The 14,079-nt window shown below is 68.2% G+C and carries 10 protein-coding genes; 1 reads left to right on the forward strand and 9 read right to left on the reverse strand.

Annotation, left to right across the window (positions count from 1 at the left end):
• Positions 1-7: 7 nt before the first annotated feature.
• The 9 genes from ACIA73_RS06275 to ACIA73_RS06315 form a co-directional block, all read right to left on the reverse strand.
• Positions 8-1,624, reverse strand: a complete 1,617-nt coding sequence (locus ACIA73_RS06275; protein ID WP_399437111.1) for an ABC transporter substrate-binding protein — start codon at positions 1,622-1,624, stop codon at positions 8-10.
• Between the two features lie 59 nt (positions 1,625-1,683).
• A complete protein-coding gene (locus ACIA73_RS06280) occupies positions 1,684-2,301 on the reverse strand; it encodes a GNAT family N-acetyltransferase (protein WP_399437112.1) in 618 nt (205 codons plus the stop codon).
• Positions 2,302-2,416: 115 nt separating this feature from the next.
• Complete coding sequence (locus tag ACIA73_RS06285) at positions 2,417-3,562, reverse strand: ABC transporter ATP-binding protein (protein ID WP_399437113.1); 1,146 nt, start codon at positions 3,560-3,562, stop codon at positions 2,417-2,419.
• Positions 3,555-4,610, reverse strand: a complete 1,056-nt coding sequence (locus ACIA73_RS06290; protein ID WP_399437114.1) for an ABC transporter ATP-binding protein — start codon at positions 4,608-4,610, stop codon at positions 3,555-3,557. The genes ACIA73_RS06285 and ACIA73_RS06290 overlap by 8 nt, the downstream gene beginning before the upstream one ends.
• Positions 4,611-4,621: 11 nt before the next feature.
• Positions 4,622-5,569 carry an ABC transporter permease gene (locus ACIA73_RS06295; protein ID WP_399437115.1) on the reverse strand — a complete coding sequence of 316 codons (948 nt, stop codon included), beginning with the start codon at positions 5,567-5,569 and terminating at the stop codon, positions 4,622-4,624.
• Positions 5,562-6,491 (reverse strand): ABC transporter permease, encoded by a 930-nt coding sequence (locus ACIA73_RS06300; protein ID WP_399437116.1) that lies wholly within the window; start codon positions 6,489-6,491, stop codon positions 5,562-5,564. Before ACIA73_RS06300 ends, ACIA73_RS06295 begins: the two co-directional genes overlap by 8 nt.
• A gap of 123 nt (positions 6,492-6,614) precedes the next feature.
• Entirely contained in the window at positions 6,615-8,237 is a 1,623-nt protein-coding gene (locus tag ACIA73_RS06305) for an ABC transporter substrate-binding protein (protein ID WP_399437117.1), read from the reverse strand.
• A 558-nt stretch (positions 8,238-8,795) separates the two neighbouring features.
• The gene (gene typA / locus ACIA73_RS06310; protein WP_399437118.1) at positions 8,796-10,700 is read right to left on the reverse strand and encodes a translational GTPase TypA; all 1,905 of its coding nucleotides are present in this window, start codon (positions 10,698-10,700) and stop codon (positions 8,796-8,798) included.
• A 326-nt stretch (positions 10,701-11,026) separates the two neighbouring features.
• On the reverse strand, positions 11,027-13,387 hold the full coding sequence (locus tag ACIA73_RS06315; RefSeq protein WP_399437119.1) for an ABC transporter family substrate-binding protein: 2,361 nt from the start codon (positions 13,385-13,387) through the stop codon (positions 11,027-11,029).
• A gap of 334 nt (positions 13,388-13,721) precedes the next feature.
• On the opposite strand from ACIA73_RS06315, the gene ACIA73_RS06320 reads away from it, so the two are divergent.
• On the forward strand, positions 13,722-14,030 hold the full coding sequence (locus ACIA73_RS06320; protein ID WP_399437120.1) for a hypothetical protein: 309 nt from the start codon (positions 13,722-13,724) through the stop codon (positions 14,028-14,030).
• The last annotated feature ends 49 nt before the right edge of the window (positions 14,031-14,079 follow it).

Consider the following 14,079-nt stretch of genomic DNA (forward strand, 5'->3'; position numbering starts at 1 on the left):
GCGAGGGTCAGTTGACCTTCATCTGGTTGTAGACCGGGATGCTGAACGGGTTCAGGGCCACGTTCGTGGTGCGCTCGGAGTAGGCGGCGCTGCCGTTCTGGTACCAGAGCGGAATGGCGGCCATCTGCTCGGCGAGGACCTTCTCGGCGGCCTGGAAGGTGGTGGTGGCCTTCGCGATGTCGGTCTCCGCGTTGGCCGCCTTCAGCAGGCCGTCGAAGGCCTTGCTGGAGAACTGGCCGTCGTTGGAGGAGGCACCGGTGGCGTACAGCGGCTCCAGGAAGTTCTGGATCAGCGGGTAGTCCATCTGCCAGCCGGCCCGGAAGGGGCCGGTGAACTTCTGCTGGCTGGCCTGGCTGCGGAAGTCGGCGAAGGTGCCGATCGGGTTGCCGACGCAGGCCTTGTTGTTGTCGAGCGCGTTGTTGATGCTGTTGCAGACGGCGTCCACCCACTCCTTGTGGGAGCCGGTGTCCGCGTTGTACGAGATCGACATCTGGCCGCCGGGGATGCCGCCGCCCTCGGCGACCATCTTCTTGGCCTCGGCCGCGTTGTACTCGCAGGAGGCGCCGCACAGTCCGGCCTTGTAGCCGCCCGCCGCGCCGAGCACCGGCGAGGTCCAGTCGGTGGCGGGGGTGCGGGTCTTCTGGAAGATGGTGTCGGTGATCTGGGCCCGGTTGATCGCCATCGACAGGCCCTTGCGGACCTTCTCGGAGCCGGGCTTGTTCCAGTCGGCGTCGTAGAACGGGAAGGCGAGGGTCTGGATGATGCCCGCCGGGGTGTTGAGGTAGCGGCCGCCGAGGTCGTTCTTGACGTTCTTGAGCTGGGCCGCGGGCACGTCGTCGAGCAGGTCGAGGTTGCCGGCCGTCAGGTCGGTGTAGGCGGTGCCGTAGTCGGTGTAGACCTTGAGGTCCACGCCCTCGTTCTGCGCCTTGTCGGTGCCCGGGTAGTCCGCCCACTTGCGCAGGCTCATCACCGAGCCCTTGTCGTAGGACTTGATGGTGTACGGGCCGTTGCCGACCGGCGTCTGCAGGTAGCTGTCGTGGTCGTCGAAGAAGACCTTGGGCAGCGGGGCGAACGCGGCGTAGCCGAGGGTGTCGGGCCAGGTGGAGAACTTCTGGGTGAGCTTGACGGTGAACGTCTGCTCGCCCGTGACCTTGAGGCCGGAGAGGGTCTCGGCGGAGGGCTCGCCCTTCTCGGGGTGCACCTTGTCGTAGCCCTCGATGTAGCCGAAGAAGGGCGCGTTCTTCTGCTTGTTCTTCAGGTGGGCGCCGTAGTTCCAGGCGTCCACGAAGGACTTGGCGGTGACCTTCTCGCCGTTGGAGAACGTCCAGCCGTCCTTGACGGTGACGGTGAAGTTCTGCGAGTCGGTGGTGTCGATCTTCTCGGCAAGCATGTCCTCTGCCGCGCCGGTCTTCGGGTTGTACCGCTTGAGGCCGCGGAACAGCATCTCCAGGACCTTGCCGCCCTGGACCTCGTTGGTGTTCGCGGGCTCCAGGGGGTTCTGCGGGTCTCCCCACGACGCGCTGAGCACACCCGCCTCGCCGCTGCTCCCGCCACCGCAGGCGGTCGCGGCGAGTGCTACGGCGGCCGCGACCGCGGCCCACTTGGCGTGCCTGGCTCCGCGCATGGAGTACCTCCTAGAGTCCCAAAGACGACTTAGGGACTCATATCACCCCATACGCAGCGTTATCGCATGTTCACCGCGTCCGTCCGCGCGTCACCCCCCCCGATCGCGGGCGCCGGGTCCGTCGCCAGCCGGGCGTGCACGTGCATGTCGTGGTGCGCGCCCGGGGCCGGGGCGGGAAGTCCGCCGCGGGCGGTGCCCTCCAGGAGGTAGCCGGAGCGGACGGCGACCCGGCAGGACGCCTCGTTCGCCACGGCGTGGCCGAGTTCGATGCGGTGCAGGGCGAGACGCTCGAAGCCCCAGCGGGTGCAGAGTTCGACGGCCCTGGTGACCACGCCCCTCCCCCGCGCCTCGGGCAGCAGCCAGTAGCCGATGCCCGCGCACTCCCGCCGGAACTCGATCTTGTGCAGGCCGACCGCCCCGAGCACCTCGCCACTCGCCTCGTCGGTGACGCAGAACTGGGCCAGGTCCCCCCGCTCCCACCCCTCGGCCCGCGAGCGTACGTACGCCAGCGCCGCCTCCTCGTCCACCGGCTCCCCCGGCTCCCAGCGCCGGACCTCCGGGTCGCCCAGCCCGCGCAGGATCGCCGGAACGTCCCGCTCGGTCCAGGCCCGCAGCCGCAGCCCGAGCCCGGAGAGCTCGGCGAAGGTCAGGGGGGAGGCCGCCGCGCCTCGGATCATGGCTGTACCTGCTTCCTCATGTGTACGTACGGGACGGAGAACGGGCGCCGCCCCCGGCCCCGACGAATCGGGGACGGGGGCGGCGCCCGGAAAGCGGAGGCAACGCGGTCGGTGCTCAGACCGCGTGCACCACGTCCTTCTCCTCGGCGAAGTGGCACGCCGACTCGTGTGCGGCCGGGGTGTCCTGGCCGACGAAGCGGGTCGGGATGGCGAGCAGCGGCTCCTCCTTGGAGCACTTGTCCTCGGCCTTCCAGCAGCGGGTGCGGAAGCGGCAGCCCGACGGCGGGTTGGCCGGCGAGGGCACGTCGCCGGTGAGGATGATCCGGTCGCGGTGTTCGCGGGCGGTGGGGTCCGGGACCGGGACCGCCGACAGCAGCGCCTGGGTGTAGGGGTGCGTCGGGTGGTCGTAGATCTCCTCGTCGGAGCCGATCTCCGCCATCTTGCCCAGGTACATCACACCGACGCGGTCGGAGATGTGCCGGACGATGGACAGGTCGTGCGCGATGAAGAGGTAGGACAGGTTGAACTCGTCCTGGAGCTTCTCCATCAGGTTGATCACCTGCGCCTGGACGGACACGTCCAGGGCCGAGACGGGCTCGTCGCAGATGATGATCTCCGGGTTGAGCGCGAGGCCGCGGGCGATGCCGATGCGCTGGCGCTGACCGCCGGAGAACTGGTGCGGGTAGCGGTTGATGTACTCCGGGTTGAGACCGACCACGTCCAGCAGGTCCTGGACCTTCTGCCGGCGCTGGCCCTTGGGAGCCACCTCCGGGTGGATGTCGAAGGTCTCGCCGATGATGTCGCCGACCGTCATACGCGGGTTCAGCGAGGTGTACGGGTCCTGGAAGACCATCTGGATGTTGCGGCGGACGGCCTTCAGCGCGCGCCCGGACAGCTTGGTGATGTCCTGGCCCTTGTAGAAGACCTCGCCCGCGGTCGCCTTCTCCAGCGTCATCAGCAGCTTGGCGACGGTGGACTTGCCACAGCCGGACTCGCCCACGATGCCCAGGGTCTCGCCCTGGTACAGGTCGAAGGAGATGCCGTCGACGGCCTTGACCGCGCCGACCTGCTTCTTGAAGAGGATGCCCTGGGTCAGCGGGAAGTGCTTGACCAGGTTGCGGACCTGGAGGATCGGCTCGCCCCGCTCGGCCGGCCGCTCGATCGCCGCGACCGCGGCGGTCTCGCTGGCGGCGTCGAGCACCTCGACCTCGGTCGTGTTGGGGGTCGCGTCCACGGCCTCGGTCTTGTTGAGGTCAGCCATGGAGCTGCTCCTTCCAGAAGTGGCAGGCGCTGCCACGGCCGGCCAGGTCGACGCCGTCGCGCGTGGTGACCTGCACCAGCGCGGGGACGTCCGTACGGCAGATGTCCTGTGCCTTGGGGCAGCGCGGGTTGAAGGCGCAGCCGGCCGGCACGCGGGTCAGGTTGGGCGGCAGGCCCTTGATCGCGTACAGCTCCTGGCCCTTCTGGTCCAGGCGCGGAATCGAGTCCAGCAGACCCCGGGTGTAGGGGTGCGCGGGGTTCTTGTAGATGTCGTGGACCGGTGCGGTCTCGACGATCCGGCCCGCGTACATCACCGCGATCTTGTCCGCGACGTCGGCGACCACGCCGAGGTCGTGGGTGATCAGGATCAGGCCCATGTTGTACTCGCGCTGGAGCTCGGCCAGCAGGTCCATGACCTGGGCCTGGACCGTCACGTCGAGCGCGGTGGTCGGCTCGTCCGCGATGATCAGGTCCGGCTCCAGGGCCAGTGCCATGGCGATCATGATGCGCTGGCGCATACCGCCGGAGAACTGGTGCGGGTAGTCGTTGACCCGCTCCTTGGCGGCCGGGATGCGCACCCGGTCCATCAGCTCGATGGCCTTGGCCTTGGCCGCCTTCTTGTCCAGCGCCTGGTGCACGCGGAACATCTCGGCGAGCTGGTAGCCCACGGAGAGCACCGGGTTGAGCGAGGAGAGCGCGTCCTGGAAGATCATCGCGATCTTCTGGCCGCGGATCCTGCGCCGCTCCTCGTAGCCCATCTTGAGCATGTCCTGGCCGCGGAAGAGGATCTCTCCCTGCGGGATGCTGCCCGGCGGCATGTCCAGGATGCCCATGATCGCCTGCGCGGTCACGGACTTGCCGGAGCCGGACTCGCCGAGGACGGCGAGGGTCTCGCCGGCGCTGACGCTGTAGTTGACGCCGTTGACGGCCTTGACGATGCCGTCGCGGGTCTTGAACTCCACATGGAGGTTACGGACGTCGAGCAGCGGACCGCTGTCTTCGCCGGACGCTCCGGGGGCGGGAACCGCCGCTGTATCGATGATGGTCATGTACGCCTCCCTCAGCGCAGCTTGGGGTCGAGGGCGTTGCGTACCGCATCGCCGAGCATGATGAACGCGAGGACGGTGATCGACACCATGACCGACGGGACGATCAGGACGAAGGCCGCGTTACGCAGCTGTTCCTGGCCCGAGGAGATGTCGACGCCCCACGAAACGGTGGGCTCTGCCAGACCGATACCGAGGAAGGACAGGGTGGCCTCCGCCGCGATGTATCCGCCGAGTGCGATCGTCGCGACGACGATCACCGGGGCGATGGCGTTGGGCACGATGTGCTTGAGCATGATCCGGGTGGTCGAGGCGCCGAGCGCCTTGGCCGCCATCACGTAGTCCGCGTTCTTGATGGTGAGCACCGAACCGCGGGCGACACGGGCGATCTGGGTCCAGCCGAGGAAGGCGAGGGCCAGGATGACCACGTACAGCTTGCGGTCCTCGAACGAGGTCAGGACGACCATCGCGCCGAGGATGAACGGAACGCCGAAGAAGACGTCGGTGATACGGGAGAGGATCGTGTCGATCCAGCCGCCGAAGTAGCCGGCCAGCATGCCGACCACGGTGCCCAGGACGGTCACGATCGCGGTCACGCAGATCGCGACGGCGATGGAGGCACGGGCGCCGTAGATGACGCGGGCGTAGATGGAGCGGCCCTGGACGTCGTAGCCGAACCAGTCCTCGCCGAAGAAGTTGCCCCAGTTCGGCTTGCCCAGGTAGTGCTTGGCGAGGTCCGCGTAACGGGGGTCGGCGCTGGTGAACAGGCCCGGTGCTATCGCCATCGTCAGCAGCACCACGATCAGTACCGCGGAGACCACGAACATCGGGTTGCGCCGCAGGTCGTGCCAGGCGTCGGACCAGAGGCTGCGCGGCTTGCCGACCTTGGGTACGGCGGACTCGGCGGCCGGCGTACCGGTGGCCTTGGTGTCCTTGTCGGTCACTTCGAGTGCCTCAGGCATAACGGATCCTCGGGTCCAGGACCGCGTAGAGCAGGTCGACGATCAGGCTGGCGACAAGGTAGACGACCACGATCAGCGTCACGATGCCGACGACGGTGGCGCCTTCACGGTGCTTCAGCGCGTCGAAGACCGCGTTGCCGACGCCCTTGACGTTGAAGATGCCCTCGGTCACGACGGCGCCGCCGAGCAGCGCACCCAGGTCGGTGCCGAGGAAGGTGACCACGGGGATCAGCGAGTTGCGCATCAGGTGCACACCGATGATCCGGCGCTTGGGCAGCCCCTTGGCGACGGCGGTGCGCATGTAGTCCGCGCGCAGGTTCTCCGCGACCGAGGTACGGGTCAGTCGGGCGACGTACGCCAGTGAGAGTGAGCCCAGCACCACAGCGGGCAGCAACAACTCGTCCCACGAGGCGACTTCACTGACGTTCGGATCCACCCAGCCGAGCTGGAAGGCGAAGGTGTACTGCATCAGGAAGCCCAGGACGAACGAGGGGACCGAGATCAGTACGAGGGTGAAGAGGAGCAGTCCGCGGTCGCGCAGTGTGTCGGCCTTGAGACCGGCGAAGATGCCGATCGAGATGCCGAGCACGACCGTGAAGGTGAAGGCGAACAGGGCCAGCCGTACGGTGACCGGGAACGCGTCCGTGATGACATCGGCGATGGGCCGGCCGCTCGCGATCTGCGTGCCGAAATCGCCCTGGAACAAGTTGCCCAGATAGTTCGCGTACTGGTGCCAGAGCGGAAGATCGAGACCGAGGTCCTTCTTCATTGCCGCGATCTGCGCCGGGTCGACCGTCTGCTCTCCCGCGAGCGCGCGCACGGGGTCGCCGGGCAGCGCGTACATCATGGCAAAAACGAGCAGGGTGGACCCGATGAAGACCGGGATCATCTGGAGCAGTCGCCGCGCGACATAACGCCCCATGTTTGCCTCCGTGTGAATACTGCGGCGCAGGGGCCGCTCCCGGGATGTGGGGAGCGGCCCCTGGGCCTACCGCCAGTGCGGTGGCGGGTTACGGCCGAGTGGGGATGGGCCCGTGGGCAGTGACTACTTGACGGTGACGTCGGTCACGTTGTAGTCGCCGTGGAAGTCGACGGTGACGTTGTCGACTGCCTTGGAGTGGCCACCGTTGGTGCGGTACTGCCACAGCGGGATGGCCGGCATCTTCTCCAGGAGGAGCTTCTCGGCGTCCTGGTAGGCCTTGACCGAGTCCTCCAGGGACTTCGCGTTGTCGCCCTTGCGGAACGCCGCGTCGATGTCCTTGTCGGAGAAGCGGCCGTTGTTGGACTCGGCCGTCGTGTCGTACAGCTCGCGCATGAAGTTGGCGTTGATCGGGTAGTCGGCCACCCAGCCACCGCGGTAGAACGCCTTGACCTTGTCGGCGTCACGCGCCTCCAGGTCGGTCTGGAAGTCCGGCTTGGCGTCGCCGACGCAGTCCACGCCGGTGGCGTTGCGGATCGACTCGCAGACGGCCGTGATCCACTCCTTGTGGCCACCGTCCGCGTTGTACTGGATGGTGAGCTTGTTGCCGGGGACGCCACCGTTCTTGGTGACGAGCTCCTTGGCCTTCTTCGGGTCGTACTTGAAGATGTCCGTGCCGAGGTCCTGGTTGCCCTGGACGCCGCTCGGCGTGAAGCTGGTGGCCGGCTTGCGGGAGCCGTTGAGGACCGTCTTGGTGATGGTCTCCCGGTCGATGGCCATCGACAGGCCCTGCATGACCTTCGGGTTGATGCCCTTGAAGGTCGGGCTGTACATGGCGGGGACCAGGGACTGGATCGCCGCGTACTCCTGGTCGATCGCGCGGTCGCCGAGGTCCTGCTTGTACTTCGGCAGGTCCTTCGGGCCGACCTGGCGGATCATGTCCAGGTTGCCGGACAGGAGGTCCTGGTACGCGGCCTCGACGGTCGCGTAGTTCTTGAAGAGGACACCCTTGTTCTTGGCCTTGTTCGGGCCGAGGTAGCTCTCGTTGGCCTTGACCTGGATGAGCTTCTTGTGGTTCCACTTCTCGAAGATGTACGGGCCGTTGCCGACCGGCGCCTGAGCGAAGGCCTTCGGGTCGTTGTAGAAGACCTTGGGCAGCGGGGCGAAGGTGGCGTAGCCGAGCTTGTACTCGAAGTACGGAACCGGCTTGCTCAGCTCGATGGTGAAGGTGGTCTCGTCGACGACCTTCAGACCCGACATCTTGTCGGCCTTCGGCTCACCCTTGGCGACGTTGACGTCCCCGTAGCCCTTGATGTCGGAGAACCAGACAGCGTTCTGCATCTTGTTCTTGCTGTTGGCGTACCAGTTCCACGCGTTGACGTACGACTCGGCCGTCACGGCCTCGCCGTTGTGGAACTTCCAGCCCTTCTTGAGCTTGACGGTCCACGTCTTGGAGTCGGTCGACTTCACCGACTCGGCGTTCGTGTAGACGATCGCGCCCTTGGCGTCGAAGTCGAGCAGCTGCGTGAACAGCGACTGGATGACGTAGCTGCCGAGGGACTCGTTCGTGTCCGCGGGGTTCAGCGGCTTCTGCGGCTCGCCGACGTCGATCGAGACATAGCCCGCGGGCTTGCCCTTCTCGGTGCCACCCTTGCTGCCGGTGTCGTCCTTCGAACCACCGCAAGCCGTCACGGCCATGGCCACGGCTATTGCGCCTGCAGCCCACTTGGCACTCTTGGCACCGCGCATGGGTTCCTCCTCATGAGTCCACTGATCACTTAAGAAGGGGCCCGAGTGCACTCGCCGACACCCCTGACGGCGAGAATTTTCAGTACCCCAGTGTGCTCGTGAGTCGGCGCTCCCCACAGCGCATGACCCATTGACCCGAGCTCAATGGAGCCAACTATTAAGTACGTCCGGACCGTAAACCACACTTAAAGGGTCTCGTTTTGACAACATCACTTGCCCCTCAGTGACCGAAATCCGGACAAAATGAGTCCAGACAGACACCCCCGAAACGGACTGTTAACGCAACTTCCGGAGAGTGTTGATCGATATCCGGACACTCGGGTCATGAAAACGACTTGACCGGCCGTCGCCCGAGGGGCAGTTGGATCTTGGCCGGAGATCGGCCCGGCGACCTTCGCGACGGCCGGCGCACGGGGTGGGCACGCGCACCGAGAGCCCTTGGCCCGGCACCCAGCGTGATCGCCGAAGGCCCGGCACCCCGAGATGATGCGGGGTGCCGGGCCTTCGGTCAACAGGTCCGCCGGGCAGCCCCGTTGAGAGGCTGCCCGGGGTCTGCTGCTAGCGCTTGGCGCGCGAAGCCGTACGACCGCGCTCCTTGGCGTCCAGGACGACCTTGCGGATGCGCACGGCCTCCGGGGTCACCTCGACGCACTCGTCGTCACGGCAGAACTCCAGCGACTGCTCCAGCGAGAGCTTGCGCGGCGGCACGACGTTCTCGGTCGTGTCCGCGGAAGCCGCACGCATGTTGGTGAGCTTCTTCTCCTTGGTGATGTTCACGTCCATGTCGTCGGCGCGCGAGTTCTCGCCGACGATCATGCCCTCGTACACCTCGGTGCCGGGGTCGGTGAACAGGACACCGCGCTCCTGGAGGTTGATCATCGCGAACGGCGTGACCGTACCGGAGCGGTCGGCGACCAGGGAGCCGTTGTTACGGGTGACCAGCGGGCCGAACCACGGCTCGTGGCCCTCGTGGATGGAGTGGGCGATGCCCGTACCACGGGTGTTGGTCAGGAACTCCGTACGGAAGCCGATGAGGCCGCGGGACGGGACGACGAACTCCATGCGGACCCAGCCGGAGCCGTGGTTGGCCATGTTGTCCATCCGGCCCTTGCGGACGCCCATGAGCTGCGTGACCGCGCCCATGTGCTCCTCGGGGACGTCGACCGTCATGCGCTCGACCGGCTCGTGCACCTTGCCGTCGACGAGCTGGGTGACGACCTGCGGCTTGCCGATGGTCAGCTCGAAGCCCTCGCGGCGCATCTGCTCGACCAGGATGGCCAGCGCGAGCTCACCGCGGCCCTGGACCTCCCAGGCGTCGGGACGCTCGGTCTCCAGGACGCGCAGCGAGACGTTACCGATCAGCTCGCGGTCCAGGCGGTCCTTGACCTGGCGGGCGGTGACCTTGCGGTCCTTGACCGCGGACTTGGCGTCCGCGCCCTTGCCGGTGCCGCCGCGGCCGACCATCGGCGAGTTGTTGGTGCCGATGGTCATGGAGATGGCCGGCTCGTCGACCGTGATGAGCGGCAGCGCGACCGGGTTCTCCGGGTCGGCCAGCGTCTCGCCGATGGTGATGTCCGGGATACCGGCCACGGCGCAGATGTCACCGGGGCCCGCGACCTCGGCGGGCTTGCGGGTGAGCGCCTCGGTCATCATCAGCTCGGAGATGCGGACGTTGGAGACGGTGCCGTCACGCTTGATCCAGGCCACGGTCTGGCCCTTGCGCAGCTCGCCCTGCTCGACGCGGAGCAGCGCGATGCGGCCGAGGAAGTTGTCGGCGTCGAGGTTGGTGACGTGCGCCTGGAGCGGCGCGTTGTCCTCGTACGTCGGGGCCGGGACGTGCTCCAGGATGGCGGAGAAGAACGGCTCCAGGCTGTCGCTGTCCGCGGGGACGGTGCCGTCCGCCGGCTTGGTCAGCGAGGCGACACCGTCACGGCCACAGGCGTAGACGATGGGGAACTCGATCTGGTCCTCGTCCGCGTCCAGGTCCAGGAACAGGTCGTACGTCTCGTTGACGACCTCGTCGATCCGGGAGTCCGGGCGGTCGGTCTTGTTGATGCAGAGGATCACGGGCAGCCGCTGCTGGAGCGCCTTGCGGAGCACGAAGCGGGTCTGCGGCAGCGGGCCCTCGGAGGCGTCGACCAGCAGGACGACCGCGTCCACCATCGACAGGCCGCGCTCGACCTCACCGCCGAAGTCGGCGTGGCCGGGGGTGTCGATGATGTTGATCGTGACGACGTCGCCGCCGTCCTTGGGGTGGTACTTGACCGCGGTGTTCTTGGCCAGGATCGTGATGCCCTTCTCACGCTCCAGGTCATTCGAGTCCATCATGCGGTCGTCGAGGCTCTCGGCGGCGTGCGCGGCGAACGCGCCCGCCTGCTTGAGCATGGCGTCGACGATGGTCGTCTTGCCGTGGTCGACGTGGGCGACGATGGCTACGTTACGGATGTCGTGGCGCGTGGGCATGGGTTGCTTAACGCTTCTCTCGATCGTGGGATTGGCGTCTCGTTCCTCGTACGCCCACCGGGCGGACGCGCCACGGCTAACCCCCATGGTACGGGGCGGCTGCGGGACGGGCTTCCCGGGCGATCGGTCGTGCGTGCGCAGGGGGCTGCTATGAGGACTGGCGCCGGGCCTGTGCGAGGGGTGGGGGGAATGCTTGAGTCCGGGTCAGGGAGTCGTATCCGACCTTGCCCGCCACGGAAGTGACGGGCAAGGAATTTGAGCTGATTCTGAGCCGATTCTCAGATCCCGAGATGGCCTGTGACCTGCGGCTCAGCCCTTATGTGCGCTTACTTTGTGGCATCCCCCGCCGAACCGGACTTCTTGAATCCGATGTCCTGGTAGCGGGGTGCGGCGAAACCGAAGGCACCCGCGTTCACCACCGTCGGCTTCACCGCGACCAGCTCCGGGCGCTGGAAGAGCGGAATCGAGCCGGCCGCCGCCCAGATCCTGGCGTCGGCCTTCTTCACCAGCTCCCGGGCGGCCTCGTCGTCCAGCTCGCCGGCGGCCTGGTCGAAGAGCTGGTCGATGTGGTCGGTGCCGACCCGGCTGTAGTTCTGCTCGACGGTCAGCGAACCGTCGGCGGCGGGCTCGGGCTTGGCGAAGATCGGCCGCCCGTCGGTCGCGGGGTAGGCGGTGCCGGGCCAGGAGTAGAGCGCCAGGTCGAAGTCGCCGGAGGCGATGTAGTCCTTGAAGTAGCTCCGGTCCTTCACCAGGGTCGTCTCGGTCCGTACGCCGACGGCGTCCAGCATCTTCGAGATCCGGGTGCCGACGGTACGCAGCGGGGCCGACTCGGGGTCGGCGGGCAGCACGAAGCGCAGGGTCAGCGGCTTGCCGTCCTTGGCGACCAGCCGGGAGGCACCGGCCGCGCCGCGGGCTGCGGGTGCGCCGGCCCGGACGGCCGCGGGGGCCGCGGTGCCGCGCGGGGCGTACGCACCGGCCATGCCGCCCTTCTTCTTCTCCTGTGCCTCGGTCTTGCTGTCGGAGCTGTCTCCGCGCTCCTCGCGGACACCGGTGCGCCGGTCCAGCCCGAGGGTGTGCCGGGGGCCCGCCGCGGGCGCCAGGATGTAGACACCGGTCTCGGTGCGGAAACCGTGGATGCCGGTCTCGGTGCGGAAGCCGTTGATGCCGGTGTCGGTGGGCTTGCCGTCGTCGGTTCCGGGCTTGTCGTCGCCGACGATGTAGAGCCCCTCGTCGGAGGCCGCCTCGTCGCCCTGGCCCTGCTTCCCGGACTGTTCGCGCTTCTTCTCCGCCTCCGAGGTGCTGCCCGCGTTGGTGCCCTGCTTGCGGACGGGCGTCCCGCCGGGCTTCCAGCCGGCCTCGGCGAGCAGGGTCTGCGCGGCCTGGGCGTCCTGGCCGCCGAGTGCGCTGCTGCCGTCGGCGTACGCCTGCTGCCCGGCCAGCGCGAGGTGGCTGCCGAGCGGGGCCGCGGGTAGCCCCAGCGGCTTCAGTACGGCGTCGGCGAGCTCCTGCCGGTTCAGGGCGCGGGCGACCGCGCGGCGGACCCGGTCGTCCGCGAGGGGGCCCGAGGCGCCGTTCAGGGCGAGCTGGGTGTAGGCCGGTTCCAGGGACTTGCGGACGGAGAAGCCGCGCAGGGCGCGCTGCTCGGCGGCGTACTTCTGGGTCTGCTCACGGGCCTTGGCACGGGCCCACTGCTCGGCCTCGGCCTGCTCCTCGTCGACCGCGCCGTTCGCCCGTGCCCAGGACCGCAGTGCCTGGGAGCCGGTGACCGTGGAGCCGGGGCCGTGGGCGACCGGGGGCTTGCCGCCGTCCTTGACGGCGCGGGCGATGCGCTCCATCGCGCCCCGGTCGACCTCGGCGAGGTCGAGGCGGCCGGCGGCCAGGGCGGCGGCGCGCTCCTCGCGGGGCACCGCGCGCAGCACCAGCCGGTCGAGCTTGGCGGGCTTGCCCCACCAGCGCGGGTTGCGGGCCAGGACGACCGAGCCGTCCTTGCGGTCCACCTTCCACGGGCAGAAGGGGCCTGCCGTGGACTTCAGTCCGGTGCGGGCACCCTCGTTGAAGGCCTGCGGGGTGCCCATCACCTCCTTGGGATACAGCGGGGTGAACAGGGCGCGCCAGTCGGCGTACGGCTTGGCGAAGGTGACCTTGACCTGGAGGTCGTTGGCGCCGCGCTCGATCTTCTCGATGCGCTCGTACCCGGCGTTGCGGGCGGTCCAGTACGCGGAGTCCTTGCCGCGCAGTGCCCGCCACTGGGCGACGAAGTCGGCGGCGCCGATCTCCCGGCCGTCGCCCCACACCGCCTGCTGGTTGATCTTGTAGAGGACGACCTGCTTGGGCTCGCGCTCGATGACCGAGGCGTCCTCAAGGAAGTCCGGGTTGCGCTGCGCGTTCCCCTGCTCGTCAGTGACGAACAGGGCGGGCATCACGGCGGCGGCGATGCGCGCGGTGGTGGAGTCGGAGTCCGCCTGGAAGGTGTTGAAGGTGGCGGGCACCGAGTCGACGGCCCAGTGCAGGGTGCCGCCGTCGGCGACCTGCTCGCGGTCCACGGCGGCGAGATCGGCCGCCACCGGCGTCACCCCCGCGGCGTCGTCGTCCTCGGACCCGCCGCATCCGGTCAGCACCGGGAGGGCGAGCACCCCCGTGGTGAGGAGGGCGACACCACGACGGGCGCGCGCAGAGACGTCGGACATGGCTGGACCTCCAGGCTGACCGGCCCTCTCCTACCGGAACGGGCCGTTAACTTCACTTTTGGGGGCTTATTGAGCTGATCACATTTGTGGGTACTGCTGGCCCACTGAAAGGGACCTCGCGCGGGAGGTGGTGCCGACACGTCGGGCATCCGGGGAAGCCCACCCGTGCGGCCCAACGGGCGGATCCGGGGGTGTCGCGCGGGTGCGGGGAGGGGCGCACGGGGCGGGCGCGCTTCGCGCGGGGCGGTACGCACCCTTCACAACAGAGATGTGACGCGCGACACTCGCAGGCGCATGAACGTTGCCGACCGCACTGCGGAAGTGAGAGCAATTCATGTCCCTGCACGATGAGTTGACGGACATTCAGCAGTGTCTGGACCGGCTCGACGGAGCGGTTTCGAGGATGTCCCGCGAGGTCGGGGACGGCTTGGAGCTGCGGCGGGTCCGGCTGGACGCGGCGCATCTGCGCGAGAGTGTCGCGCTGTTGGGCGCGGTGGGTCAGGGGGGCCTGGGGCCGCCTCCACAGCCGCCGCCGGGTCCTCGGCCGGAGCTGATCACGATCCCGGACGCGCCGTACGACAGTGCGCTGTGGACGGACTCGGACGACGAAGGCCTCGGAGTCAAGGACCGGCACGCACCGTAGGCGCAGGTGAGCGGCGGGGGGGGTACATCGGGTGCGACTCCGTCGGGGG

It is taken from the genome of Streptomyces sp. NPDC051561 (assembly GCF_044454195.1).
Lineage (GTDB): Bacteria > Actinomycetota > Actinomycetes > Streptomycetales > Streptomycetaceae > Streptomyces.